Source organism: Calothrix sp. CCY 0018, assembly GCF_963920925.1.
Lineage (GTDB): Bacteria > Cyanobacteriota > Cyanobacteriia > Cyanobacteriales > Nostocaceae > Rivularia.
On the sequence record NZ_CAWUDI010000004.1, the window covers coordinates 188959 to 214091 of the forward strand.

The 25133-nt window shown below is 36.9% G+C and carries 25 protein-coding genes and 5 pseudogenes; 15 read left to right on the plus strand and 15 right to left on the minus strand.

Going from position 1 to position 25133, the window contains the following annotated elements; translation table 11 throughout:
• Nucleotides 1-163 precede the first annotated feature (163 nt).
• Nucleotides 164-412: a photosystem I iron-sulfur center protein PsaC gene (gene psaC / locus ACM03V_RS04640; RefSeq protein WP_414619589.1), complete on the plus strand. Its 249-nt coding sequence runs from the start codon at nucleotides 164-166 to the stop codon at nucleotides 410-412.
• A gap of 241 nt (nucleotides 413-653) precedes the next feature.
• Nucleotides 654-2552: a glutamine--fructose-6-phosphate transaminase (isomerizing) gene (gene glmS / locus ACM03V_RS04645; protein ID WP_414619590.1), complete on the plus strand. Its 1899-nt coding sequence runs from the start codon at nucleotides 654-656 to the stop codon at nucleotides 2550-2552.
• A gap of 550 nt (nucleotides 2553-3102) precedes the next feature.
• Here glmS and ACM03V_RS04650 read toward each other — a convergent pair.
• Nucleotides 3103-3879 carry an Rpn family recombination-promoting nuclease/putative transposase gene (locus ACM03V_RS04650; protein WP_414619591.1) on the minus strand — a complete coding sequence of 259 codons (777 nt, stop codon included), beginning with the start codon at nucleotides 3877-3879 and terminating at the stop codon, nucleotides 3103-3105.
• Between the two features lie 496 nt (nucleotides 3880-4375).
• On the opposite strand from ACM03V_RS04650, the gene ACM03V_RS04655 reads away from it, so the two are divergent.
• The 5 genes and pseudogenes from ACM03V_RS04655 (at nucleotide 4376) to ACM03V_RS04675 (ending at nucleotide 9772) form a co-directional block, all read left to right on the plus strand.
• Nucleotides 4376-4615, plus strand: coding sequence for a hypothetical protein (locus ACM03V_RS04655; protein ID WP_414619592.1), 240 nt, complete (start codon nucleotides 4376-4378; stop codon nucleotides 4613-4615).
• 175 nt (nucleotides 4616-4790) lie between these two features.
• Complete coding sequence (locus ACM03V_RS04660) at nucleotides 4791-5624, plus strand: CHAT domain-containing protein (RefSeq protein WP_414619637.1); 834 nt, start codon at nucleotides 4791-4793, stop codon at nucleotides 5622-5624.
• A gap of 125 nt (nucleotides 5625-5749) precedes the next feature.
• Entirely contained in the window at nucleotides 5750-6385 is a 636-nt protein-coding gene (locus ACM03V_RS04665; RefSeq protein WP_414619593.1) for a hypothetical protein, read from the plus strand.
• 751 nt (nucleotides 6386-7136) lie between these two features.
• A complete protein-coding gene (locus ACM03V_RS04670; RefSeq protein WP_414619594.1) occupies nucleotides 7137-9293 on the plus strand; it encodes a hypothetical protein in 2157 nt (718 codons plus the stop codon).
• A 238-nt stretch (nucleotides 9294-9531) separates the two neighbouring features.
• Nucleotides 9532-9772 (plus strand): annotated as a pseudogene (locus ACM03V_RS04675) (CopG family ribbon-helix-helix protein).
• A gap of 29 nt (nucleotides 9773-9801) precedes the next feature.
• Here ACM03V_RS04675 and ACM03V_RS04680 read toward each other — a convergent pair.
• The gene (locus ACM03V_RS04680; RefSeq protein ID WP_414619595.1) at nucleotides 9802-10353 is read right to left on the minus strand and encodes a Uma2 family endonuclease; all 552 of its coding nucleotides are present in this window, start codon (nucleotides 10351-10353) and stop codon (nucleotides 9802-9804) included.
• Nucleotides 10354-10424: 71 nt separating this feature from the next.
• Here ACM03V_RS04680 and ACM03V_RS04685 point away from each other — a divergent pair.
• The 3 genes and pseudogenes from ACM03V_RS04685 to ACM03V_RS04695 form a co-directional block, all read left to right on the plus strand.
• Nucleotides 10425-10703: pseudogene (locus ACM03V_RS04685) on the plus strand (DUF72 domain-containing protein); the annotation flags it as partial.
• Between the two features lie 366 nt (nucleotides 10704-11069).
• Nucleotides 11070-11510, plus strand: a complete 441-nt coding sequence (locus ACM03V_RS04690) for a hypothetical protein (protein WP_414619596.1) — start codon at nucleotides 11070-11072, stop codon at nucleotides 11508-11510.
• 122 nt (nucleotides 11511-11632) lie between these two features.
• The gene (locus tag ACM03V_RS04695; protein ID WP_414619597.1) at nucleotides 11633-11860 is read left to right on the plus strand and encodes an AAC(3) family N-acetyltransferase; all 228 of its coding nucleotides are present in this window, start codon (nucleotides 11633-11635) and stop codon (nucleotides 11858-11860) included.
• 99 nt (nucleotides 11861-11959) lie between these two features.
• Here ACM03V_RS04695 and ACM03V_RS04700 read toward each other — a convergent pair whose 3' ends face one another.
• A complete protein-coding gene (locus ACM03V_RS04700) occupies nucleotides 11960-12127 on the minus strand; it encodes a hypothetical protein (protein WP_414619598.1) in 168 nt (55 codons plus the stop codon).
• Between the two features lie 216 nt (nucleotides 12128-12343).
• On the opposite strand from ACM03V_RS04700, the gene ACM03V_RS04705 reads away from it, so the two are divergent.
• Complete coding sequence (locus tag ACM03V_RS04705) at nucleotides 12344-12958, plus strand: GDSL-type esterase/lipase family protein (RefSeq protein ID WP_414619599.1); 615 nt, start codon at nucleotides 12344-12346, stop codon at nucleotides 12956-12958.
• 74 nt (nucleotides 12959-13032) lie between these two features.
• Here ACM03V_RS04705 and ACM03V_RS04710 read toward each other — a convergent pair whose 3' ends face one another.
• The 3 genes from ACM03V_RS04710 to ACM03V_RS04720 all read right to left on the minus strand — a co-directional run bounded on the left by ACM03V_RS04710 (nucleotide 13033) and on the right by ACM03V_RS04720 (nucleotide 14705).
• Nucleotides 13033-13911, minus strand: a complete 879-nt coding sequence (locus tag ACM03V_RS04710) for a hypothetical protein (RefSeq protein WP_414619600.1) — start codon at nucleotides 13909-13911, stop codon at nucleotides 13033-13035.
• Nucleotides 13912-14070: 159 nt separating this feature from the next.
• A complete protein-coding gene (locus tag ACM03V_RS04715; protein ID WP_414619601.1) occupies nucleotides 14071-14271 on the minus strand; it encodes a hypothetical protein in 201 nt (66 codons plus the stop codon).
• Nucleotides 14272-14276: 5 nt separating this feature from the next.
• On the minus strand, nucleotides 14277-14705 hold the full coding sequence (locus tag ACM03V_RS04720) for an Rpn family recombination-promoting nuclease/putative transposase (RefSeq protein ID WP_414619602.1): 429 nt from the start codon (nucleotides 14703-14705) through the stop codon (nucleotides 14277-14279).
• A 118-nt stretch (nucleotides 14706-14823) separates the two neighbouring features.
• Between ACM03V_RS04720 and ACM03V_RS04725 the strand changes: the two genes are divergently transcribed.
• From ACM03V_RS04725 to ACM03V_RS04735, 3 genes and pseudogenes are all read left to right on the plus strand, one after another.
• Complete coding sequence (locus ACM03V_RS04725; RefSeq protein WP_414619603.1) at nucleotides 14824-15000, plus strand: hypothetical protein; 177 nt, start codon at nucleotides 14824-14826, stop codon at nucleotides 14998-15000.
• Between the two features lie 186 nt (nucleotides 15001-15186).
• Nucleotides 15187-16593, plus strand: a pseudogene (locus ACM03V_RS04730) (AAA family ATPase); the annotation flags it as partial.
• A gap of 774 nt (nucleotides 16594-17367) precedes the next feature.
• Nucleotides 17368-17634 (plus strand): annotated as a pseudogene (locus tag ACM03V_RS04735) (ribulose bisphosphate carboxylase small subunit); the annotation flags it as partial.
• 113 nt (nucleotides 17635-17747) lie between these two features.
• On the opposite strand, the gene ACM03V_RS04740 reads toward ACM03V_RS04735, so the two are convergent.
• The 9 genes from ACM03V_RS04740 to ACM03V_RS04780 all read right to left on the minus strand — a co-directional run bounded on the left by ACM03V_RS04740 (nucleotide 17748) and on the right by ACM03V_RS04780 (nucleotide 24618).
• Complete coding sequence (locus ACM03V_RS04740; RefSeq protein WP_414619604.1) at nucleotides 17748-18278, minus strand: peptidoglycan-binding domain-containing protein; 531 nt, start codon at nucleotides 18276-18278, stop codon at nucleotides 17748-17750.
• Between the two features lie 75 nt (nucleotides 18279-18353).
• Nucleotides 18354-18812, minus strand: coding sequence for a hypothetical protein (locus tag ACM03V_RS04745; RefSeq protein ID WP_414619605.1), 459 nt, complete (start codon nucleotides 18810-18812; stop codon nucleotides 18354-18356).
• 125 nt (nucleotides 18813-18937) lie between these two features.
• The gene (locus ACM03V_RS04750) at nucleotides 18938-20005 is read right to left on the minus strand and encodes a peptidoglycan-binding domain-containing protein (protein WP_414619606.1); all 1068 of its coding nucleotides are present in this window, start codon (nucleotides 20003-20005) and stop codon (nucleotides 18938-18940) included.
• Between the two features lie 110 nt (nucleotides 20006-20115).
• Nucleotides 20116-20610 carry a Wzt carbohydrate-binding domain-containing protein gene (locus ACM03V_RS04755; RefSeq protein WP_414619607.1) on the minus strand — a complete coding sequence of 165 codons (495 nt, stop codon included), beginning with the start codon at nucleotides 20608-20610 and terminating at the stop codon, nucleotides 20116-20118.
• A gap of 23 nt (nucleotides 20611-20633) precedes the next feature.
• Nucleotides 20634-20933, minus strand: a complete 300-nt coding sequence (locus ACM03V_RS04760) for a glycosyltransferase family 2 protein (protein WP_414619608.1) — start codon at nucleotides 20931-20933, stop codon at nucleotides 20634-20636.
• A 321-nt stretch (nucleotides 20934-21254) separates the two neighbouring features.
• Nucleotides 21255-22472, minus strand: a complete 1218-nt coding sequence (locus tag ACM03V_RS04765) for a hypothetical protein (RefSeq protein ID WP_414619609.1) — start codon at nucleotides 22470-22472, stop codon at nucleotides 21255-21257.
• Nucleotides 22473-22624: 152 nt separating this feature from the next.
• Nucleotides 22625-22945, minus strand: a complete 321-nt coding sequence (locus tag ACM03V_RS04770; protein WP_414619610.1) for an FAD-dependent oxidoreductase — start codon at nucleotides 22943-22945, stop codon at nucleotides 22625-22627.
• Between the two features lie 761 nt (nucleotides 22946-23706).
• On the minus strand, nucleotides 23707-24000 hold the full coding sequence (locus ACM03V_RS04775) for a hypothetical protein (protein WP_414619611.1): 294 nt from the start codon (nucleotides 23998-24000) through the stop codon (nucleotides 23707-23709).
• Between the two features lie 81 nt (nucleotides 24001-24081).
• On the minus strand, nucleotides 24082-24618 hold the full coding sequence (locus ACM03V_RS04780) for a 2'-5' RNA ligase family protein (protein WP_414619612.1): 537 nt from the start codon (nucleotides 24616-24618) through the stop codon (nucleotides 24082-24084).
• A 293-nt stretch (nucleotides 24619-24911) separates the two neighbouring features.
• Here ACM03V_RS04780 and ACM03V_RS04785 point away from each other — a divergent pair.
• Nucleotides 24912-25118 (plus strand): annotated as a pseudogene (locus ACM03V_RS04785) (amino acid permease); the annotation flags it as partial.
• Nucleotides 25119-25133 lie beyond the last annotated feature (15 nt).

Genomic DNA, 25133 nt, shown 5'->3' on the forward strand with positions numbered 1-25133 from the left:
CCTTTAACCTTTAACCAATTACCAATCCCCAATTACCAATTAAGTTATTACGTTGTTTGAAGTTATGTCGCCTTTTGAATACAACGACTCAGGCACTAAGGTAAACTAGCCCTTGATTATTATTCTTTCTCAGAGAAGAACACTCAGAAAGGAGTTTTTTAAAATGTCTCATACCGTTAAAATTTACGATACCTGCATTGGCTGTACTCAGTGCGTTCGGGCTTGCCCCACAGACGTACTCGAAATGGTGCCCTGGGATGGTTGTAAGGCTCAACAACTAGCTGCTTCCCCCCGTATCGAAGACTGTGTTGGCTGCAAACGCTGTGAAACGGCTTGTCCTACTGATTTCTTAAGCATCCGGGTTTATCTGGGCGCTGCTGAAACCACCCGCAGTATGGGTTTAGCTTACTAATTACGATGGGGAATTGGGCATCGGGCATAGGGAATAGGGAATAAGTTAAAGGTTAAAGGTTATTATTCTTCCCCTTGTCCCCTTGTCCCCTTGTCCCCTTGTCCCCCTCTCCCCTCTCCCATTACCAATCTCTTGTATAAAGTAAGTATTAACTTACCCCGATTTCCTTGGCTTAACCATGAAGGATGTGTTAACTACTATAACCAGTTGTGTCCAAACGGAAAACGGAGTGGTGTGAACTATGTGCGGAATCGTTGGTTATATCGGCGCACAAGTGGCGACTGATGTTTTACTCTCGGGATTGGAAAAGTTGGAGTATCGGGGCTATGATTCTGCTGGAATCGCTACGATATCTGAAGGTGAAATTAGCTGCGTTCGAGCAAAAGGTAAGCTACATAATTTACGTACTAAATTAGAACGTTTAGAAAATCCGGCGCGTATTGGTATTGGACATACCAGATGGGCGACGCATGGTAAGCCGGAAGAATACAACGCTCACCCCCATATGGATACTGCTATGCGGGTGGCGGTGGTAATGAATGGTATTGTTGAAAATTATCGCGAGCTACGGGAAGAATTAAAGGCTCAAGGACATGAATTTCGTTCGGATACCGATACTGAAGTTATCCCCCATTTAATTGCTCAGTTTCTTAAAGAAGAAGTTGCTCTGGGGGAAACTTATCCGGATGCAATGTTTTTGGAAGCAGTGCGAAAAGCAGTTAATCAGCTAACTGGTGCGTTTGCGATCGCTGTTATTTGTGCTGACTTCTCCGATGAAATTATCTTGGTGCGTCAGCAAGCACCTTTGGTAATTGGTTTCGGACAAGGTGAATTTTTCTGTGCTTCGGATACTCCAGCGATTATTTCTCATACCCGTGCGGTGCTAAATCTTGATAACCAGGAAATGGCACGTTTAACCCCTTTGGGTGTGGAGGTTTATAACTTCGCTGGGGAAAGGTTGAAAAAGCAGCCTAGATTGCTGAATATGAATCCCGTGATGGTGGAGAAGCAGGGATTCAAGCACTTTATGCTCAAGGAAATCTACGAGCAGCCTGGAGTGGTAAGAGCTTGTTTAGATGCTTATTTTAGCCATCAAGATACTCTTGATTATACAAATTCCCCGGTTAATCTGGGTTTACCAGACGAACTTTATACCGATCTACAACAAATACAGATAGTTGCCTGCGGTACTAGTTGGCACGCGGCGTTAGTCGGAAAATACTTATTAGAACAATTTGCTGGAATTCCCACTCAGGTACATTACGCTTCCGAATTTCGCTATTCACCAACACCTTTAACCCCTAATACATTAATCATTGGCGTAACTCAATCCGGTGAAACTGCCGATACTTTAGCAGCTTTATCGATGGAAAAACAACGTCGCGAAGCCAAAGAAGCGAAATTTCAACCACGACTTCTGGGTATCACCAATCGTCCCGAAAGCAGTTTGGGATTGATGGTACCCCATATAATAAATACTCTTGCCGGAATTGAAATTGGTGTAGCGGCGACAAAAACCTTCACCGCTCAATTGATGGCGTTTTATGCGTTGGCTTTAGACTTAGCTTATCGCTGTAAAACCGTTCCCACTGAAAGAATCACCGAGATGATTGCCGGATTGCGGATGATTCCTACAGGAATTGAAGAAAATCTTCAAAAACAGGAAAAATTAACCGAACAACTAGCCCACGAATTCACCGAAACCAGAGACTTTATATTTTTAGGTAGAGGAATTAACTTCCCCATCGCTTTAGAAGGCGCTTTAAAATTAAAAGAAATCAGCTACATTCACGCCGAAGGATATCCCGCAGGGGAAATGAAACATGGCCCGATCGCCCTTTTAGATGAGAAAGTTCCAGTAGTGGCGATCGCCATGCCGGGAAGCGTACACGAAAAAGTGATTTCCAACGCTCAAGAAGCCAAAGCCCGCGATTCAAGGTTAATTGGAATTGCACCCGCCGACGATGAAGAAGTAGCAGAAGTCTTTAACGATTTAATTCCAGTTACAGCTGTTAATGAATTGCTGTCGCCGATTTTAACAGTAGTACCTTTGCAGTTATTGGCCTATCACATCGCAGCACGTCGCGGTTTGGATGTGGATCAGCCCAGAAACTTGGCTAAATCTGTGACAGTTGAGTAAGTGAAATTACTGGTTTTATATTTTTTGTGGAAAGACAATAAAGTATTTTGTAGGTTGGGTTAGACAGGAAAATAATTTTTATGGTGATTACAATTTACCTTCTCCTGTCGTAACCCAACATCAGGTGTTGAATAAATACTGCCAGTTATCAACAATCGAATGTTGGGTTACGACGCTTGGGTTAATCATTCGTTTAATTCAAAATTCTCGTGCGTCTAACCCAACCTACTTTCTGTTGAGTAAGTGAAATTACTGTTTTTATATTTTTGTGGAAAGACAATAAAGTATTTTGTAGGTTGGGTTAGACAGGAAAATAATTTTTATGGTGATTACAATTTACCTTCTCCTGTCGTAACCCAACATCAGGTGTTGAATAAATACTGCCAGTTATCAACAATCGAATGTTGGGTTACGACGCTTGGGTTAATCATTCGTTTAATTCAAAATTCTCGTGCGTCTAATCCAACCTACTTCCTACTTTCTATGGGTAAATTTTATTTTACCTGTGGGGGATTTTATTTGTTTTAGCGGTGAATGACAACCGATAAAATCAAGATTCTTCCCCACTTTGCTTTTCAAGAGCTTTTCTAACAACTTCAACTTCTAATTCAAGAGCTTGAGCAATTTGTTCTACACTTAATCCCATGTTTAACAAACGGGGGATGGTTTCGAGTTTGGTTTCTTGCTCAACTTCCTGATAAAATTTAGTTTGCCGCCACTCAGTTAATCCAAACATCGCTTCTAACTCCTGTCTAGTTTGATTCGAGAACTTGTAAATCAACATCCTTTCTACTAATTCTAAAAGCTGCCGACGGTTGCTGACATCTGCAAGTTGAACTTGAGTAATCAAATTTCTTGCAACTTCTACTGCTTCGTCTTCCGGAGCAACTACTAATCCAATAATCCCCAATCCGATTGAAGAAGAAGTATCGGCTAATTCATCGAGATAGATTACTTGTATTTGCCCATCAGATAGTGATGTTTGATAAGCAATCGGAATACCTGGATCGAGGCTACGTTTTGCCCATAAAACTACTGCTTTCCAAGTTTTTTCTGGTCTATATTGATTTAAGTAAACAAATGCTTCGGTAATTAATCGCCAGTATAAATCATCATCGCGTTGATATTGTACCTCGACAAAATAAATTGGATCTTGAGAGTATTCAGGTTTCGGTAAAAATAAACCATCAATCCGTCGCGCAAGCTCTTTTATTTCCACAGAGGAAAATTCGTAATGTAAAGCTTGTGTGGGAGATTGTTCGAGTAGTTCAAATAGTACGCTGAGGAGATTTTGTAGCAGAGTATAGAAGATTGTATCTGTTTTCATCTATTACCGCTTTGAAATTCGTGGTAAAGCATATGTATTATATAGCAATGCAATGCCTGTTTATAAGAGAAAAATCTAAAATTCAGTTGCTCCCATCTGCTTTAGCAAAAGATGAAAATGCAATTACGTTTTCATTCAGAAGAAATTCTTAAACAATCAATAATTAATTTTTAGACTATAAAAAATCAACGTGAAAAAATAAGGTTTGCCGAAAAATACAATAATAATGTAATTTTAATCACTTGTAACCTAGCAAAAAGTGATTTAATATACCCTGTAGCTAATATTGTATCGCTTTCGAGATGTCGAAAACATTAGTTTTATCGGGTTATCTACTGCTTACTCCTTATCTCTCCTGACCTCTTCCTCCGCGCTCTCTGCGCTCTCTGCGGTTTATCATTAAGTAATTTTGCGGATAAAAGAGTAACTGCATAACTAGGAAAGCGCTAGATATAGATGTTTATAGCTATAGAAAAATCACTTAAATTAATAAGTTATGGGCAAAAAATATCACGATGTCCGAGTTTTAATGCATCGCGCAGCTGTATTTTTAACTGTATTTTTGATTTCAGATGTGGGGAGAGTATATGCTTCTAGGAATTTACAAATCATTGCTCAACAGGGAGAAACGCAAACGGATGCAACCCGCGCTGAAGTAATAAAGTTAATGGAAGAAGGCCGACCTAACCCCCCAACCCCCTTCCCTACAAGGGAATGGGGAGAAAGAGAAAGATAAACTCCCCTCTCCTCGCAGGAGAGGGGCTGGGGGAGAGGTTCTGACTGACCTAACCCCCCAACCCCCTTCCCTGCAAGGGAATGGGGAGAAAGACAAACTCCCCTCTCCTCGCAGGAGAGGGGCTGGGGGAGAGGTTAGAGGAGGGCTTATTCCCGAACCAAATCCAGGGGTAAATATTAATAATTCTAATTACCAACCGTTGATGCTCAATCACGAAATTGTGAATTTACCTTCAGCATCAACTATTGCAATCCAAAGGGAAAAAATCGCCAAACGCAATATAGCGCCGAAAAAAATCGCCATTCTTGCAGATCCAGTATATAGTTCCAACGACAAACGAGTTACAGGTAAAGAAGAAACTCTCGCACCCGAACTCGATCTAGAACGTTCTGCTCTCCAACGCTCTGCGAAAAGTCTTAACCGTACTGGTTGGAGTCAATTACCAAATACAAAAATAGAAGCAGAAGGAATATTAAAACTTGTTCCTAACTCTTCGAGCTTATCAGTATTTAGCTTTGACGCTAACCATAATTGGGCAACAAGTAAAAATCTTAATCAATACCAAATTTTACATTTTGCTACTCATGGTTTTGTCAATCACGAACAACCGGAATTATCGGGAATTGTTTTATCTTTGGTTAATAAAGATGGTAAACAAATACCGGGTTATTTACGGTTAGCAGATTTATTTGAACAAGATTACCCAGCAGAATTAATTGTATTGAGTGCTTGCGAAACTGGACTTGGTAAAAATGTCAGCGGTGAAGGTTTGGTGGGTTTGACAAGAGGCTTGATGTATGCTGGTGCGGCGAGGGTTGCTTTGTCATTGTGGAAGGTTGACGATAAAGGTACATCGGTATTGATGCAAGAGTTTTATAAACAGATGTTGCAGGAAAATCAAACTCCTACCGAAGCATTGCGGGCTGCTCAACGCAAGTTGTGGTCTAATCCGGATTGGCGAAGTCCCCATTATTGGGCTGCATTTACTTTGCAGGGGGAGTGGAATTAACCTCACCCCAGCCCTCTCCTTGTCAAGGAGAGGGGGAAGATCGCTTACTTTTGATTTTACTCTTGGGAATTTTGCTTATTAGTTAGTTATAACTGGTTATTATAAATTTTCTTGGTAATGGATATATGGACGAACTTATTAAAAAAATCGCTGGATTAGGATTTCCCGGAATCATTTTAATCGCAGTTATGGCAAGTACTGGTTTAACTGGTGCTGCTGCGATTACTGCTGCTTTAGCTTTCTTAGGTGGCCCTGCGGGGATGTTAGGAGGTATTGCAGTATTAGGATTAACTGGATTGATTGCAGATGCTTTAACTAATGTCGGTTTAGAAGAGTTACTTACAGCAGTTTACTGTCAAAGAAGACAGTCGGAACCCCAAGGTAAATTATTAGAAGAAATTAATTTTTTATCGTTATTTGACGGTGATTTAAAAGAAAGACTTAAGTTTACAGTCACAGATGGGTGTGGTTGTACAACTGTAGTTAGCAAAAATATAACAGATGATAGCGAAGAAGTAATCGAGATATTAGAAAATGTTCCCGGTATGACTCGCGCTCATCATCGAGATTTTAAAAGTTCTAATCCAGTGATTCGGCTTAGAGATGGTTCAACTGTGAAAACTTGGAAAAATCCCTTGGGAGTTGACCATGTTTTTATTGCTGATAGAAATGACAACATGATTTACGGTGGTTTTGTGGGCTGGATTCACAGCGATGGATTGAATGCAGCTATTAATAGAATTCGACGGGATTATGCTTGAGATATGGCGTTTTTCAAGTCTTATTATTTTTTGTAAAAATAAAGGTTCGTAGTAAGCGATTTATCGCTTTATCTAAGGACGCGCATTCCTTACTACAAACCTATCAGAATTAATGCGGTTGACCACCAGCTACTAGCTATTTATTTAAGAAAAACACATATAATCTAGCCCACGCAGGTGGGCTTTGTTTAATTAGCCCCACCATAGCCAGAGTGAGGGCGATTTTTATCAAAACTGTAACCTGCACTACTAAAACCAAATATAAAAAAGTAAAATTAGCATCAACAATCTCACTTTACCTTTGCAAAAATAGAGTTTAGTTTAAATAACAAAAAAACTTTATTTAATTAACACCATGATTTCTATTTAATTAACCAAACTATTTATAATTTACAAATTATCTCAAGCAATCCTTTTGATATGAAAATCGGCTTAAATACTTATTGCTACTAACTTTTTTTCTAAAGAATATTTCTTTAGTTAGATGATAATGATCGAGGTTATCTAGCATAACCATTTCTAGTTAATCGATTTAAACCTGGTTCCAACCGCTTTAAAGATTGGAACATAATTTATTTTCATTATCAATCAAAATGCACTTTGTTTATGCTCTTAACTGCGCTAGTTCTTGAGCTATAAAACCATCATATCTATATCTAAATTTCAACACTGCGCCTTTAGCTACATTTAAACGCGACATAAATATTATTTAATTAAAATGAATCTACAAAGTTTCCAAAGAAATTTACAAATGAATAACAATTCGGCATCTCACCAATCATTGCATAAAGATATACTCTCTACCGACCATCATCTAGAAGGAATTCTTAAAAACCCTTCATTAACTGGATCTTCTCAATCCCATTCTCTTCATTTTGAAGAAGACTTTTCGAGTGAAGTTCGAGATAAAGTTTTAATTTCGCAGTTTGCCGACCTGAAGTTAAATGATGTTGAATCGGAAGTGGCTTTCAATGATACTCCTATTTCCGTAGAGTTTATTGATGGAGAAATCGGGAAAAGAATAAGCATTCCTGTTTTCAATGACGATTTAGATGGGAATAGCGAGGTTAATTTATCCTCAAAAAACTTTACAGATGACGCGGTTCTAGGGGATACAAATGCTACGGTTACGGTTCCTGAAGCATCGCCTCATAAGAATGTAAATGTTAATTATTTCGATACATTAGAGGCTGCTGATGTAAACAATCTTGAAATAAACATCCAAGCCGTGGGTGATGATGCTGGTCATGTAAACGACATTTCACTCAGTAAAGTTGAAGGGAATCACTACGCTAATCATGAAGTAGCATCCGATGAAACTTTTGATCATCAAAGCATATTGCAAACACAGAGTTTTCAAGATGCAACATTCAATTCTCAAGATAAGGGCGAATATTTAGATCCTACCGTTTTACCAGTTCAAGGCACGGTGACTGGTGGAAGCGTAGAAGGAATTTTACTCAACTCAGAAATAGAAAACAATCCCAGCATCCGCAATATCGGCTTTAGAGAATTTAACAATCCCACCGACGCTCAACAAACTTGGGTGATCGTCCACGGTTGGAACGATACACCCGATGGAAAATTTACCGATATAGCACAAGAAATTGTTGCGGCACATAGTGGCGATCGCGTTCTGTTATTAGACTGGAGAGAGGCAGCTTTTAACACAGACGGAGCTTATGGAATTGATTACAGTGCTTTAGGTAAGGGGAATTTCCGAGCAGCTAGCTGGATTAATCCGGTTGCTGAATTTGCAGTCGAAGCATTAAATGATTATTACGGAATAGATAGTCTCGGAGCTTCACAAAGTTTAAACTTAATCGGGCACAGTCTTGGCTCTTTGGTAAGCGCGGAAATAGGAAGACTTTATCGAGATGGATTGGCTGTAGAAAACGAAACTGTAGTGACGGGCAATAATGAAGGTGTCAGAACAATCACCGCTCTCGATCCTCCTTCATCAAGAAATGGCGATGACAATCCATTTGAAGTCGATGCTATTAAAGATGTCTATGATGTCGATGGCAGAATAGAAGGTGTCCAAGCTCCCCAAATATACGCCGATGCATCAGTTTTTTCCAGAGCATTTGTAGGTGAAAAAAGCATTGCGGGCAATAAACAATTAGCTCTTGGTGCTGATGAAGCTTTTGAAATGACTTTCGGAACTGAATCCGAACTCACCGATTTTGGTAGAGAACACGAACGAGTAGTTCGTGCTTTTACAAATACCATTAATCAACAAGGTTTACTTGGGGATTTACTCGGTATCGGGGCTTATCAATCAGTTGAAACAATTTCTATTGAAGATTTAGGAGAGTTACAAATCCTAGAAGGAAATAGCAAAGGTTTCAAAGGAATCATTGATGTTAACGAAGACAACCTAGTAACTTCATTAGCTGGAATATTAAAAGCAGGCAATCAAGACGATATCGTCATCGGTAGTTATAGCAACGAAGAAATGCACGGTAGCGACTTGTTAAATTTTGGCGAAAATAGTCCCTATACCGGAGATCGTAATGATATTTTCTTCGGTGAATCTGGTAATGATATGATTCTTGGCGATAACAACGATGACATTTTGATCGGCGGTATTGGTAGAGATATTCTTAATGGTGGTGCCGGGATAGACACATTTATTTTTCAACCCGGTGACGGTGGTGCTACAGAATCGGAAACTAATGTAATTGAAGATTTTGAAATTGGTATCGATAAAATCGGTCTAACAGATATTAACTTTGACCAATTAACTTTCCAAGAATTACCATCAGGATTGGCGGGAAATTCAACAGATACCGTTATCATGGCTGGCTCAGAAATTATCGCATTACTTAAAAATACTAAAGCAGAAGAAATTCAACATTCAGAATACTTTGTAAGTGTGGCTGAAAATCAGTTTCGAGTTAGTTAATTGAATTGGAAATTGGGAATTGGGCATGGGGCATGGGGCATTGGTAATTGGTAATAGGAAAAAGCGATTTTAGGTAAATAAATTATCGGAACAACCTCTTTTCAGATGCGAAGAGAGGTTTTGGTGTGAAGGAGTACAAATAAAACACCTTTCTGATGATTTGCTGTTACTATAATATAAGCATCAAAACAGGCATCAAAACAGGCATCAAAACAGGCATCAAAGCAGGCATCAAAAAATGGATAATTCAACTGTTCGTACAACCATCAGCTTGCCGGATCAACTATTTAGAGGCCACAGATAAAGCCGTAGCGGAAGGTAAAGCCAAGAACCGCAATGAATTTGTAGCTCAAGCATTACGTCGGGAACTAGCAAAAATAAAGCGAGCAGAAATTGATGCAGCTTTGACAGAAATGACGCAAGATCCTGATTATCAAGCCGAAGTATTAAAAATGGAAGCAGAATTTGCTTATATTTAGTAGTAGTTATTTTCCATTTAATTAAAATATCACAACTTAATTAACCGTCGAACTTCTATAGATACATCAGGAAAAGCAAAGGCAGAAACAGTTCCTTTATTAATAGTTAATTCAGTTGTATATTGCTTATCTTTCAAATCCCGAAATACTTTCAACTCTAATTTCTTCAGATTCACAACCCAATATTCTTCAATACCAGCTTCTGCATAAATATCTTTTTTCTCACCTAAATCTTTACTTAAAGTAGCGTTGGAATATTCGATAATCCAAAATATATCTTCTGGATAGGGATGATGTTGTAAATATATTTCCCCCAAAGGCTTAACAATTGCAACATCGGGAGCAGGTTCGGAATTATTAGGAAGGGTAATAGGTTTTGCATCGCGGATTTTCACTCTTTCACCTAGCAACGTGCGGATATAATCTGCTGCTTCTGTATTGTAATAAGCGTGTGGTTCTCTTTCCGGAGGCATTACAACTAAATCTCCATGCAATAATTCAATAGATTGGTCATCAAATATACCTGCATCAACAGCTTGGTGATAGCGTTCAATTGTCCATTTATAGGTAGTTACAGTCATTCTATTTTGGATTTTAACAACGGATGGGTTTGTTTTAGATTCTATTCTATGCGCTATGCCCTATGCCCCATTCCCCATACACTTTAATTCGCTTCATATCTCACCCCAATTTACCCATAAATCAACCGTTTATGGAAGAATGGGTAACTTACATTCAACAATGGTTGCAATCTGGAACGCAAATTTACTATTTTGTCCACTGTCCCCAGGAAGATAAATTACCGTAGACATCTCGTCATTTTCAAAACTTATTAGAACAGAGGGGTATAGGTGTCTCACCCCTACCTTGGAACCAAAATAATCATCATCCAAAACAACTAAGTAAGAAGGTGACTTGCACTATTAGCTAGTTGTGGTAAGTTGAAAGTAGATAACAATTAATCGCAAAAAGATAGAGTTTCTTTGAAGGTTGGTGTAAAAAATCATCTGCCTTCAATAGTTCGATAAACTTCTACATACTTGGAATGTAGGAGAAAGTTTTAGCAGCAAATAATACCATTTGACATTTTTGGCAGTTCTCTTTACTTGTATAAAATAAATCTATCTGTTCTGTCAAAAAAAATTATACAAATGGTATAAATTAAAATTTCTAAAATCCATTAGCAATATATTTTGTAAAGCTAAAGGATTAATCAATAATCCCGTCTGCTAGAACCTTTAATTATCGCGATACGAGCATACTACTTTGGTTAGCATTTATATATCAGGACGTATCTATGAAACACTTATTTTACGAACAATCAGTATCCTACCAAGGATATCTCATAATACCATTCGTTTTCGGCAAAGCAAATAATTACGAAATCTACTCGTATAAATTGCTATCGGAAATTGGAGCTAAGAGTCAGTATCACAAAGCCGAAAATCCGGCAAAAATCTACGGCAGTAGTATTGAAAATATCATTAATATTGCCAAAGAACACATAGATAAGAATTCAGATTTCGTTAGCGATGGTGATAAGTTTAAACATCGCTATGTGTTCCGCAACAATCTAATTATCGTTTCCCAGGAAGCTGGTAAATATTATTACGACCATTATTTATCAGACTCATTAAATAATATTGCCGCACCAAAGTTATTTAACTCAGAATATGAATGTTGGTGTTGGGTAAAGCAGGGAATTGATTCGTTAAATGTGGAACATAAAGTTCAGTAAAAATTTGGACGGGTAGGGATGTTTTGTTTGCTCGAACCAAGTTCGTAGTAAGGGCTTTAGCTCTTGTATAAGAGTTAAAACTCTTACTACGAACCTTAATTACGTCGGAGGGTACTTTAGTAATGCCTACTCATAGTAGCGATTATTCAATTATCGAGGCAGGAAAGCGAGTTTGCAAAAATTATTCAAACATTGAATTTGATAACGATCTGTTTATAAATATGGGTGAGGATTTTGAGAAAGCTGGCTATGTAAAAGCTTCACAAATTGGTTCCGCACAAGCAAAGTTTTTTCCTGTTAAGGATGCCGTTGATTTTGGCGTAACCTGGTTGAGGGAGAAAGGAAAATAATTAGATTAAACAGTTTTGATTTTACGAAAGTTACCGGCATAAAAATTGGACGGGCAAAGATGCCCTTGTGCGTACACCCCGATATCAAAGTTAAAATCATTAGTTTGGTTCGTCTATCAAATATTCACTATCAAAATCATCTTCTTTTATCCTTCTTTGCAAATCCGTTATCAGTATGTGTAAATCTTTGATAGCATCACTGCTTCTGTTTGTACGAATGCTGGAAATAGCTCTTTGCAAAACCTTGACAACTTGTTGTTTTTCCATCTTGAATTTCAGTATCTCAATAGAGCAATGATAAAATAGATTGAGAACATTTCAACCTTTTGATACAGTACGGATACCCGTAAATTTTATATATTTATTTGGTATGGCTATGTCTACATACTTAATATTCTATTTAAAGTTGTTAAATTGAATACTAATATTACGTAAAAAAAGTAATCTAAAATACATTAATACATTTATTGTTTTATTATTTTAATGACTTCACAACCATTAAAAGAAATCAAAATTTGCTTTCTCGGCGAATCACTTGTAAACGGTACTGGCGACCCTGAATGTTTGGGTTGGGCTGGTAGAATATGTCAAGATGCCTTTTCCAAAGGTTTTGATATTACTTACTATAATTTAGGAGTTCGACGAGAAACAAGTCACGAGTTAAGAAAGCGGTGGTTGCAGGAAGTTTCTTATCGTTTACCTCAACAATATAACGGTAGGCTTGTATTTTCTTTTGGAGCCAACGATACAACTATAGAAAACGGTAAAACTAGAGTTTCTTTACAAGATTCGATTACTAATCTAAGAGATATTTTAACTATTGCGAAAGATTTGTATCCAGTTTTAGTAGTTAGCGCACCACCAATAGATGATGAAGGACAAAATCAAAGAATTTCCGATTTATCCCAAGAGTTTGCCTCTGTTTGCAATCAATTAAATGTTCCTTATTTAAATGTTTTTCCAGAATTGATAGAATCAGATATCTGGATGGAAGAAGTTAAAAAATATGATGGCGCTCATCCGAGAGCAGCAGGATATCAAGTATTTGCTGAAATTGTGCAAAATTGGCAAGGTTGGTTGAATTGGTTTGATGGGTAATAGGTAAATAAAGATTTACAAATCATTTCGGATTGCAATAGTATCCCTACTACCTATTTTCTACTTCCTACTCTCTACTCACTAACTTCTTGATAAGCATCTTTAATTAATTTACGAGCAACAGTTTGAATTCCGGTATGTTCAAAATAATTAGTGCTTGTGTCTAAAAAAGCTGCTACATAATCTAACTTATCATCGGCAATATCTACAACATTACTGAGATGATTGGCTATTGATTCGCGAGTTAAACCAGCAGAATCGGTTAATTTTGCCATCCACTCATCAACTGCTTTGAAACTATCATTAATAAAACCTGTTTTATCCGTGCTAGGAATTAATTGACTAATTGCCGAAAAAGCCGGATTATTTTGCAAATTTTCTCTTTTGGTAATATCGTTTTCAACTCTAGGTACAAAATCTGCACCCAGAGGAAGTACACCATCAATACAAACCAAAGCTACCATTCGCATTAAGGCTTCATTTTGATAATTTTCTTTCAAAGTAGCAGCGAATTTTTGGGGAGAGAGAGTAAGCCCATTCAGTTTACTATAAGCGATTAATTCCGCTACCAATTTCATTTTTAAATCAATGCTTTGCAAGGTATCGGCTTTAGGAGTTAATTCTTTTAAGAAAGGTATAAAACTAAAAGTATCCCCAACTTTATCAGCTAAAGCAGCAGCACCAATAGCTTTATCGGTTGCATCGAGGGTTTGATAAAGCCAAATAGCTGTTTGATATCCGTTATTCTTATCTTCGTATAGTTCAACAGCCTTTTTACGAATTTTTTTGATTTTTTTTGATTTAGTTTCTCCTGTAATCTTACTTACTGCATCGTCGAAATTAACGAAATTAACCCACTCACCAGGTACTATATAATCAAGCGCTTTTAATACTTTGACAGTAATATTGTCAGTAGGTAGGTTATCAACTAAGTCAACGATTGATTTACCCATTATAATTTACCCCGATTTAATCAAATTTTTCTATCTTAGATGCTTCTTAATGCCAATGATAGCGATTAATTTTAACTTGCAACAAAAATTTATTTAATGGTGTTGATACAAGGGAACAGGGAACAGAGGATGTAGCTTTAATAATTGCAAAGGTGATATCTAAGAAGATTTTTGTTTTGCTGCTTGTCTAACTGTTTCTACATCCAAACTCAAAGCTTCAGCAATTTGTTCTATACTTAAACATTGCTGTAATAATTTAGACGCAGCTTCTAACTTCCCTTCCTGCTTCCCTTCCTCAAAAGCTTCCTCAAAAGCTTCCTGATAAAACTTTGTTTTCTTCAATTCTCCTAATCCCAACATTTGCTCTATCTCGGAAATTTGTATACAATTATCGTTTCTATTAATTGTATAAGTTCTCGCTGGGTAATTGCATCAGTTATTTGTTGTTGGCAGGAGGTAATTAATTCCTTAGCCTTCGTAGCCGCAGTCTCTTCAGGTTCTATTACCAGTTTAACCGTTCCAATTCCTACAGAGGATGTCTCAATTTGATTTAATTCATCCAAATAAACGCGAGTAACTCTTTGAGGATTGAGCAATTCAAGGTAGCGTTGGGTAACTCCGGTATCTACGCTTCTGCTGGGAAAAAGTACAACACCAAGCCAATTATTTGTTAATTCGGTTTTGTCTAAATAATTGAAGATTTCTGCAAAAAAACGCGAATAAAAACCTGTATCTGGTTGAAATCGAACTTCAGCAAAATAAATCGAGCAGAAATAGAAAGAGCAATTTCCCAATTATTAAATTGGCTTCAGAATTACTTGGATGATGCCGATAAAGGTCGTTTGGATAAATTGATACAGCGGGCCAAGGCAGATATTAAAGCTAATAGAGTTAAGCCTTTAGATCAAGTCATTGACAACCTCTGATTTTTGGGAAGCGTATGCCGTTTTACCACCAAAAATAAAAGTACAGGCAAAAAAAGCGTATCAACTTTGGAAGAACAATCAATTTTATCCTTCTCTACATTTTAAAAAAGTGGCTGATGATTTATGGTCTGTTAGAATTACTGCAAATCCCAAAGTGCTTTAGCTTTAAAGCAAGGTGAGGATTACTATTGGTTTTGGATTGGAACTCACGACGACTACGAAGAAATAATTAGATAAAAATATCACCCCTATAAGTACAAAGGGGATTTAGCTTACAAAAATACATGAACAATAGTAGCCATAAAAAATTAACATAGTTAAACAAGTGTTAAATTTCTCGTTTTATTACATGAGCTACTATATTTCTCCGCGTTTTGAAGATAAACTTGCCGTTCACATTACTAAAAACTATCTCGATCTTCCGAATGTGCGAGTACCTTTGATTTTGGGTATTCACGGGCGCAAGGGTGAAGGCAAATCTTTTCAATGCGAATTAGTTTTTGAGAAAATGGGTGTGGAGGTAACTCACATCTCTGGTGGTGAATTGGAAAGCCCGGATGCTGGAGATCCAGCCCGTTTGATTCGGTTGCGCTATCGGGAAACTGCGGAATTAATCAAGGTGCGCGGTAAAATGTGCGTGTTGATGATTAACGATCTTGATGCTGGTGCCGGACGTTTTGATGAAGGTACCCAGTACACGGTGAATACGCAGTTGGTAAACGCTACGTTAATGAATATTGCGGATAACCCCACCGACGTACAGTTACCTGGTAGCTACGATTCTACGCCTTTGCATCGCGTGCCGATTATTGTCACCGGGAACGATTTTTCTACTTTATATGCGCCGTTGATTCGCGATGGTAGAATGGAAAAATTTTACTGGGAACCGAGTAGAGATGACAAGATTGGCATTGCGGCAGGAATTTTTAGCGAAGATGGTTTCTCACGACAAGATATAGTAAAGCTGGTTTCGGAGTTTCCCGATGCCGCAGTTGATTTTTATAGTGCATTGCGATCGCGAATTTATGACGAGCAAATTCGTCACTTTATTCACAATAAAGGAGTTGATAAAGTTTCTTCACAGGTTGTCAACAGCAACAATGTTCCATCATTCAACAAGCCGAATTTTGGTTTATCGGATTTGATGGAGATGGCTAATTTGATGCTTGAGGAACAACATCGGGTGGATGATTCGCACTTGGTAGAAGAATACAATCGCGGTGCTTTACGACATCAGAAGCATTTTGTACGGCAGCCAGCAGAGACAGGCGTGTATGAAGCAAGACCTACATCGCATTTTGACGCGGATTTACCTACTTATCAAGCCAGACCAACGGCTAATTTTGACGCGGATATACCTACGTACCAAGCAAGACCTAGCCATCAAACACAAGCCGAATCCGTACATATACCTAATATACCATCTTCGGGTAAATTAACAACTGGTAGAAACCGGAGTTTAGGTCAAAATCCTAACAGCAGTCATCGCAATACGGAAATCGCATCTACTCATGTCGGCCCAGAAATCCTCAGCTATATGCAGAAAATATTGGCATCGGGGAACCATCTGAGCATAGAATATTCACCCAAAGAAAAACTTGGTAAGAGTAATTGGGTTGCATTTTCGACTCACGAAATAGATGATATGGCGGATGCAATTGGAGATTTGGAAAGATGTTTAGTTCAGCACAATCACGACTACGTGCGTGTAGCTGGAATCGATTACAAAACCAAGCAGCCAGTCATGGAAACCATAATTCAAGATCCCAACGAAACCAGCGGTTCAACTTTCCATTATCCACCGACACAAACTTTATATCCCAGCCAACAAATAAGCGGGAATTCAACTTTCCGCTATCCAGAAACAGCGACTCCAAACTACAAAGAACAAAGTAGCGATTCGAGTTTCAAATATCCAGAAAATAAGAGAGTAGATTCAACCAAACAAATAGGTGGTTCGACTTTCAAATATCCAGAAACATCTACCCCACATTACAGCGAACAAAGTAGCGATTCGACTTTCCATTATCCAGAAACATCCAAACAAATAGGTGGTGCGACTTTCCATTATCCAGATACAGCTGCCCCACATTACAGCGAACAAAGTAGCGATTCCACTTTCCATTATCCACCTAGAAACGAAGGAATAGGTGGTTCCACTTTCCGTTATCCAGATACAGCTGCCCCACATTACAGCGAACAAAGTAGCGATTCCACTTTCCATTATCCGGAAACATCCAAACAAATAGGTGGTTCAACTTACCGTTATCCAGAAACAACTACTGCCAACGATCAAATAGGTGGTTCAACTTTCCATTATCCACCGGAAGCTAAAACCTATAACAACCAACAAAGTAGCGATTCAACCTTCCAGTATCCAGAATCTGACAAATTCCCTCATCCCCATACAGCCGCTCATAGCCCAACAGCAACCAGCAATCCAAACCAAGCATTAGGGAATAGTTATCAATCCTACCAACATGGTAATCTTAACAACGCACAGATACCTTCAGCCCACCTAGCGCTAGAAGTATTAGAACAAATGCGCGAAATTTTAGCATCGGGAAGCCACATAGGTATAGAATACGTAGACCAGCGTAGATTCCGCACGGGTTCCTGGAACAGTTATGCAGGGCATCAAATAGAAGATATGGCAGAGGCGATCGCAGCGTTGGAAGCGTGTTTAGTAGAACATAACAATGACTACATACGCATTTTCGGCATCGATCCTCAAGCCAAGCGACGGTTATCAGAAATAATGATTCAGCGCCCTGGTGGTCAAATTGTCGCAAGATAATAGTTGATTCCCCCAAAAAATGTAGAGACGTAGCACTGCTACGTCTCCATAATCTGTATTAAATATATGATATTCCAACAATCAACCGCCATTTAGATGTTAGAAACTATTAACTAAGCCACCTCAAAAACATTATTAGCGTAAATTACTTCAGGTGCTAAATCAAAAGCAAGTACTCCAGCCAATTCATTCCAAGTTTTAGCCCCAACAATTCCATCAGCCGTAAGTTTGTCATAATTTTGGAATTTAATTACAGCAGCTTTGGTTTTTGGACCAAAATCACCATCAACAGCACCAACATCTAAACTGATTGTCTCTCCTGTTCGTGCTGGTTTCCCTACAGCATCGACTAATAAATTTTGTAATCTTTTAACTTCTTCACCCTTTGAACCTTGTCTTAAAGTAGGTCTTTGCGATACCCAGAGACTTTGCTGTATACCTACTTCTGTTTCATATCCTAAAATACCATCAGCAACCAGAGCATTATTCTTTTGAAATTCAACTACAGCAGCTTTAGTTTGCGAACCAAAATCGCCATCAATAGTAGCAGAATAGAATCCTAAAGTTTTTAAACGTTCTTGCAAATGTTTTACTCTTCCTGTTTCAGGAGAACCTTGTTTGAGAGTTACGAAAGCAATAGTCATGATATTTTACTCTTGATTATAAATGTTATTTTTAACTACAAGCTACTAAGCTTATTTACGGATTGAGATAAAAAATTAATCTGGTAATTTAATCTTCGGGGAACCAGTTTCTTTGGAAACCCTTTCAATTTGAAAGCCTTCAATATTGTCTTCAAACCGATTGAAAACAACTCTAATTTCGTCATAACCGATTGCACTAGAAGCACCTTTAGGCTGATTACACTTCACCCGCATCAAAGTTTGAAAACCACCGTAGCGCTCGTTAATATAAAAGCTGCGATTACAACCAAAACCAATAAAACCTTCTAACGCTAACTGATTTAGTGCAGCTACACCCATGCGACTATCAATTAACGATTTGATTTGATCGACACTTTCTTTCTCATTCATTCGCCGCCATTTATCTTTCGGTTGAGCAGCTTGAGAATGTATTGATTGAGAAATAGTTTGTTTGGGTGTTGCCGAGACTTGATTATTTACCAACCATAATAATGGACTTGCGATCAAAATCGATGCAATAGCTAATTTTTTCATATAATAATTCATCCTTGATTTACTAATATTATTTTTTGATCGATATGACTTATTCTTACTGTTCCCTGTTCCCTATTATTTAATTTGTTTCCCTCCACGGAAAAGTATGAAGGGAAATTACCAAATTAACAACCAACTATCGACTCTACTTTTAATTTATAGGTAGCATTACCGCGAGTTCCACCTACATTGATAGAATATTTACCGGCTTCCAAGAAAACCTGAGAATTGGTTGCTTCTTGTACATAAACTTTGCCATCGCCATATCGAACTAATTCAAATACCGCATTGTTTTCCACAGAAGTAATTACGATTCTAAAATCTTGTTCGGGTTCAACTTCTAATCTATAAATAACTGTTTCACCTCTGACTGCTGCATCTTCTACAACTTCAAACTCTTTTCCTTGAGTAAAGTTGAATAACTTACCGTAACGGTAACTTAAAAGTTCGTCTATTAACTGCTGATTTAAACCTTCAGAAACCATCGCTTGATAAGTTTGCATTCCCACACATCCATCAGTAGTTAAACCCCGACGTTGCTGAAAGTTTTTTAGAGCTTGTTCCGTTGCTTGTCCAAAATTACCATCTTCTAAAATCCCACGGGTACTTCCCGAAACGTAATTTAAGAATTTTTGTAAAATTAAAACATCACGTCCTTTCTCACCTTTATTAAGCGGTAATTTGATAAATGTATCTGTATTTAATTCACCAAAAAAAGCATTAACTCTATCTTCGTAAGGTACATCATGAATTTGATGACGATATAAAGCAGCCCAAGTTTGTTTTCCGACAATACCATCTGCTGTCAAACTCCAATTTTGTTGAAACCAGATTACAGCTTCCTTGGTTTTTCTACCAAAATATCCGTCAGCGGTTAAGCTTTGTAAATCATAAGCGGTAAACATCTCTTGAAGTGCTTTGACTTCTTCACCCGTACTACCTTCCCGTAAAACTTCTTTTCCAGACAACCACACATCTTCATCTAGTTGCAAAATTGTTTCCGCATCAACAATTCCATTTGACGGAAGATGACTGTAAGGCTGTTGAAACTTAATTAATCCAGCTTTGGTTTTTGCACCAAAAACGCCATCAACAGCACCAAAATAGAAATTAAGCTGTTTTAAAGCGGATTGTAACTTAGTAACTTTTAATCCAGTTGCGTTGTCTTTGAGAACAATAAAGCTAGTAGTCATCGTACTTTGGGTAGTTGTATTTGTTTTGCTCCTATGACTACATACACCTTTTGAGGTTTCCGGAAATATACAGAGATTTTCTAGGTAATTAATTATTTCCTGAAAAATTATTACTGGATAAAATTCCAGCGCAAAGGTGGATTTAAAATACCTTTATTATTTTGAAGTGAACGGACTTTAAAAGAATAGGCTTGCAAATGATAATCATAAGCATAAGCCCAATTTTGTTCGTAAATTCCAATATCGAGCAAATATTCACCACTGGTTAAATCTAATCTGTCAAAATCCAATTTTATTTGTCCTTTACCCTGAGTATTAGGTAATAATACTCCCATGTCAATAGTATTTATATCAAGGCATTTTTGATTATCAAAAGTATTTATAGTTATACTAAAAATTGGCGAATCAATAGCTTTATTCGAGAAATATTCAATTATCAAACTGAGAGAATCGCCACTATTTATTTCATCGTCTGGTAGGAAAATAACATCAGTAATTTCAACTTCTAAAGAACCAAAGCGGTTTTCATTCATTCGCAACTCTACACCCGATGCAGTCATTTGCGTTGGTTTGTGTGGGGTGCGCTGTTGAGTTTGCGTTTGCATTTCGCTCACATATTGCAAAGCTACTACTTTTGGTTCCCCGTAAGCCAATATCTTACCCTGACATTCTGCTGTTGTAGTAAAATTACTCGACTATCTTTTTGAGCAATTGATTTTACAATTTCTGCTGTTTTATCTTGCGAACCATCGTCTATGACTAAAACTTCGATATTTTTATAAGTTTGAGATAAAACTGATTCTAATGTTTTCAACATAAATTTTTCTGCATTGTATGCCGGAATAATTACTGAAACTAAAGGAGTTAAATTAGTTAGCGTAGCTAACCGATAATACTTTTCATTTCTTGTTAAACTTTGGATTCTCATTTGCCTTCCTATATTTGCAAACTTTTACTCCTATCTTGCACCCACCGAATAAACCCATAAATAGATAACACACAATAAAAAGAATACATCAATCAAATTATAATCGACAAAAAACAAGAGTTACAAAAAATACTTGTTTTTACGTACTTCATACATTTATTTGCCTCAATCAATGGTTATTTGATTAGTTTTACATAAGAATAGAAGTACTTATCTGACTATACTCTTAAGTGTATTTACGCTTCTTAAATTTTATTGCTGTTTAAAGTACTATGTTTATAGTTTTATTTATTACTTTAAGTGGTTAGAATCTCAGAGTAGTTATAAATCTACTACTAAATCTAAAAATACTTTTTCCTTCTCGCTTCTTTCTAACATCTGCCCTTTACTTTGTTTCTTAAAGGTGAGATTTTCAAAGGTTTCTAAATGTAAAGAATTAATCGATTTTAAATACCAAAAGACAACAAGTAATGGTAAAACATATTTATCCCAAGGAAATGCTTTCATCATCAAACCGCAGTTGACTAATAAAATCCAAAAAGTAATATCAATCCGACGATAAAATCGTAAAGCTGCTATAAGTGCTAGAACATAATATAAAGTCAGTTTTGAAAAATCATTTGGTAATTTTTCGGCGACATTAGTTAATATTCCGTGGGTTTGTAACGGTGGAAATATTGCAAAAAGTATGAGTAAAACAAAAGCGAATAAACAATTTTTTAGGGTAAGTAGTTTTCGACTCTCAATAAGAGGAGAAAAGAGACTGCGCGTATGAAACAAACATAATTCCGGAATTACAAAATACAATCCGACACAAGCCAGAAAGTACAAGCTACTGTCAGGTGCAACAGCAAATAAACTTTGCTGTACTTCTGGTGTAGGTGACTGAGCAAGTCCGCTTTGAGGCGCAATACCATTAAAGAATAAAAACCATCCTAAAATTGAGAATGAAGCAATCAATGGCATTAATAATCGAGTTGACATTGCATTTTTATTTTGTGATTTTGTACGCGATATATTTACCTGACTTTTCAAGACATTAAATAGTTCAAAGGCAAGTAGAGATACAGGAAAAACCAACATATATTGACGAGATGCAATTGCCAAAATGAAAGCAATACCACTAAGAATATTTAAAGCCCGAATGTAGAGAATAAAGCCTAATAGTACGAAGAAAGTAGCAATAATATCGGTATATAAATGACTGCTCAACCAAATATAGTAAGGACATAACAATAAACCAATAACTGCAAGCAGTGATTTTTTCTGATTACCCGGTTGAGAAAGTCCGATAGTACAGGTGATAAAAAACGAAATAATTAGATTTAAAAATCTTCCTGCAAAAATTCCACCTTTAAAAAGATATTCTAAAATCCCAAAAATAATAAATGGTAGCGGTGTATTCAGTTCACCGTAATTTCTTAATAGATTCAAGTCAGGAATCAAATTATTGCTAAAAAGTAAGCTTGTTTCCCAATAATGTTTTTCATCCCATATAGGTGTAAATTGCAGCCTATTTTGAACAATAAATAGTACCAAATACAGAATAATACTCGCTAACAAAAAGAATATTTTAAATTTGAAATTACGAGATTTTGATATTTCCATTGGTAGAAAAAAGATGAAGTTTGTATTAATAGATGCACCTGATAAAAATTTATTTCAATAAAATTAGGTCGTCTTTTTTTTACTTAGTTGTAAACTCTTCGAGGATATTGAAAAAACTTGCCTTGGTAGTAGATACCAGACAAACGCGGTATTTTAATTAATTTATCTCCCAATACCTCATTCCACAATTGTTGTACTTCTGCAACTTTGGTAAACAATCTATGTCCGCCAATATCAAAGTAATAAGCTTTATAGGTTTCGGTACGAGAAATTCCACCTACCTTGTCTGCTTGTTCTAAAACAATCGGTTGAATACCTTTTTTAACCAATTCGTAAGCAGCAGTTAATCCAAGCGGAGCAGCCCTAATAACTACAACAGAATTGGGCTTCTTTTTTTTTGACATCTAGGTGTTTTTGTAACTTTATTAAGTACAACAGTGGTAGATTACACCCAGTATTAACCGATTAAATAAAGATAACTTAAAATCTATTTAGATTCGTTTCTCCAGCGTCATACTTATTTTTGATTCATGCTGGTAAACTGAACGATAACTGTGGATGTAAATAATTCATTCCAACAGTGTTTACTAGTCCCTAATATAAACGCGAATTCACAATAAATTGAAGAACATTAATGTCAGAAAATAACTCTTAAAGCAACCCAAAAACCATGCTTTTGATAGAAAAAGCGATAAATAAGTAGATTAAATCTTAATAGCAGCAGACTAAAGACTGAAGCAATTACTAAAAATACAGAACACCACCAAGCTGCTTAAATAAACAGTGACAAAAACTAGTGCCACCATTATGAACAAAGATAATTACCGAGACAGCGTAATCAACACGATCGGTCATTTTCCTCTAATTTACTTGCAAACAATAAAACAGTATTTATACTAAGTCTTAGTCATAGGTTCCGGTATTTGAGCAATTACCTTAGTAATAATACTAACTTAAATATCTTCATCAGTAATTTTATTTACATTTACAAAAAGTTTATACAAAGCTTCTTTTTGTAAAGTTTTCATGAAGTGCGTATTTTTAGCATTTCGTCTTATTGCTTACTGCTCTAAAAGAAAATTAAGTCGTACTTGTAAAAAAGAGAGACGTAGGAATACACCCAGTCTCTATATTAGTTATGATGATGAGTTGAAGAAGAACAAAATTACTGAAACTTATCCATTGCACTCTTAAAAGCAACATTCAAATCATTCCAAGCACTTTCAAAGCCTACTTTCAAATCTTGCCAAGCATCTTCAGAAGCTTTGCCAATTTCATCTAACTTAGCTTGTGCTTCATTGCGCTTGCCAGATAAATCTTCGATCATTTTATTGTACTCAATTGCAGCATCAGCATTAGCTTCAGCAGCTTTTGCCTTCATTCGATCGATTTGAGCATTGAGGTTATCAAGTTGAGCTTTTACTTTCTGTTGATACGCTTGCTTTGTTTCTGGTTGCATGAAACTTATCTCTTTGTAAAAACTTAACTGGATTACGCAGTGGTAGTATAAGGATTATTCAGCGGCGTTTCTATGTATTTTTTATACAAATTCCAACTCTTTTGTAATATTCCATTTCTTATTTTCATGTTTTAACAGCGTCAACTTTTCAGCGTTGAACTCGAAATGCAATTCCCGGTTTTCAAACTCCGCCCAAGCTGCTTTAAAATTACTTTTCTTCAAATCCTTAAAAGCAACCGTCATGTGAGGAGTAAAACCGCGAGATTTTCCAATTTTGTCAACTATCCCTAAATTAGTTTCTAAATAATTTATTAAATCAATTTGCAAATTTATCAACTCTGGAGTTTTAACTACATCAATATATATAACCCGAGGAACAAATGCATTATAACCATCGAGGATGATTGGGATTGAATTTCGTCCCATAACAAACTTCTGCAAACATTCTTCCAAGGCGGTTAATTTATTCGTATCCCATTCAAAAGGAGGTTGCAAAGTAATATGTGGTGGCGATTTGAAAGCGTGCTTGCTATCGTAGTTGTCAGCAAAATGCTGCTTAATCTGGGTAGCATAATCTTGAATATCCTGCGGTGGTAGTAATGCGATGAAGTAGAGCATTTTCAGTTAGCAGTGAGCAGTTATCAATTAACAGCGAACAATTATAGTTTTAACTCCTAACTATTTACCAATTCCCAATCCCCAATGCCCAATCCCCAATTCCCTTAACAATTTTTTCATATTGTCATTTCTGTGTCACATTTGTATGGGATTGTTTACACAATTGAATTCAGGGTAACAGAGTAATGAATCCACTCTTGCTATGGAAGAAGAGGAAGAATTTTTTCATCAGTCCCGAGACTGAAATATGGCTGTTAGTATCATAAATTTTCTCATCAAAGGATGGTACTAACATGAGTAAATCAAGAGATAAACGAACCGTATCGCTCAAATTATCGCAAAAACAGGCTTCTCAACCGCAAGTTGCTTTGGGATTAATTGATGCTGTTGCAATAATTGTGGGGATTGTTATCGGAGCGGGTATTTTTGAAACTCCTACTCTGGTTGCAGCAAATGCTGGTAATCCGATTGTGGTAATTGGGCTGTGGTTTGCTGGTGGCGTTTTTTAATTAAGG

Excerpts from the sequence above, each read along its gene's own strand:
- psaC (WP_414619589.1), top strand. The coding sequence starts at position 164 with ATGTCTCATACCGTTAAAATTTACGATACCTGCATTGGCTGTACTCAG.
- glmS (WP_414619590.1), top strand. The coding sequence starts at position 654 with ATGTGCGGAATCGTTGGTTATATCGGCGCACAAGTGGCGACTGATGTT.
- ACM03V_RS04650 (WP_414619591.1), bottom strand. The coding sequence starts at position 3,879 with ATGAAAACAGATACAATCTTCTATACTCTGCTACAAAATCTCCTCAGC.
- ACM03V_RS04655 (WP_414619592.1), top strand. The coding sequence starts at position 4,376 with ATGGGCAAAAAATATCACGATGTCCGAGTTTTAATGCATCGCGCAGCT.
- ACM03V_RS04665 (WP_414619593.1), top strand. The coding sequence starts at position 5,750 with ATGGACGAACTTATTAAAAAAATCGCTGGATTAGGATTTCCCGGAATC.
- ACM03V_RS04670 (WP_414619594.1), top strand. The coding sequence starts at position 7,137 with ATGAATAACAATTCGGCATCTCACCAATCATTGCATAAAGATATACTC.
- ACM03V_RS04680 (WP_414619595.1), bottom strand. The coding sequence starts at position 10,353 with ATGACTGTAACTACCTATAAATGGACAATTGAACGCTATCACCAAGCT.
- ACM03V_RS04690 (WP_414619596.1), top strand. The coding sequence starts at position 11,070 with ATGAAACACTTATTTTACGAACAATCAGTATCCTACCAAGGATATCTC.
- ACM03V_RS04695 (WP_414619597.1), top strand. The coding sequence starts at position 11,633 with ATGCCTACTCATAGTAGCGATTATTCAATTATCGAGGCAGGAAAGCGA.
- ACM03V_RS04700 (WP_414619598.1), bottom strand. The coding sequence starts at position 12,127 with ATGGAAAAACAACAAGTTGTCAAGGTTTTGCAAAGAGCTATTTCCAGC.
- ACM03V_RS04705 (WP_414619599.1), top strand. The coding sequence starts at position 12,344 with ATGACTTCACAACCATTAAAAGAAATCAAAATTTGCTTTCTCGGCGAA.
- ACM03V_RS04710 (WP_414619600.1), bottom strand. The coding sequence starts at position 13,911 with ATGGGTAAATCAATCGTTGACTTAGTTGATAACCTACCTACTGACAAT.
- ACM03V_RS04715 (WP_414619601.1), bottom strand. The coding sequence starts at position 14,271 with ATGTTGGGATTAGGAGAATTGAAGAAAACAAAGTTTTATCAGGAAGCT.
- ACM03V_RS04740 (WP_414619604.1), bottom strand. The coding sequence starts at position 18,278 with ATGACTATTGCTTTCGTAACTCTCAAACAAGGTTCTCCTGAAACAGGA.
- ACM03V_RS04745 (WP_414619605.1), bottom strand. The coding sequence starts at position 18,812 with ATGAAAAAATTAGCTATTGCATCGATTTTGATCGCAAGTCCATTATTA.
- ACM03V_RS04750 (WP_414619606.1), bottom strand. The coding sequence starts at position 20,005 with ATGACTACTAGCTTTATTGTTCTCAAAGACAACGCAACTGGATTAAAA.
- ACM03V_RS04755 (WP_414619607.1), bottom strand. The coding sequence starts at position 20,610 with ATGCAAACGCAAACTCAACAGCGCACCCCACACAAACCAACGCAAATG.
- ACM03V_RS04760 (WP_414619608.1), bottom strand. The coding sequence starts at position 20,933 with ATGAGAATCCAAAGTTTAACAAGAAATGAAAAGTATTATCGGTTAGCT.
- ACM03V_RS04770 (WP_414619610.1), bottom strand. The coding sequence starts at position 22,945 with ATGTCAAAAAAAAAGAAGCCCAATTCTGTTGTAGTTATTAGGGCTGCT.
- ACM03V_RS04775 (WP_414619611.1), bottom strand. The coding sequence starts at position 24,000 with ATGCAACCAGAAACAAAGCAAGCGTATCAACAGAAAGTAAAAGCTCAA.
- ACM03V_RS04780 (WP_414619612.1), bottom strand. The coding sequence starts at position 24,618 with ATGCTCTACTTCATCGCATTACTACCACCGCAGGATATTCAAGATTAT.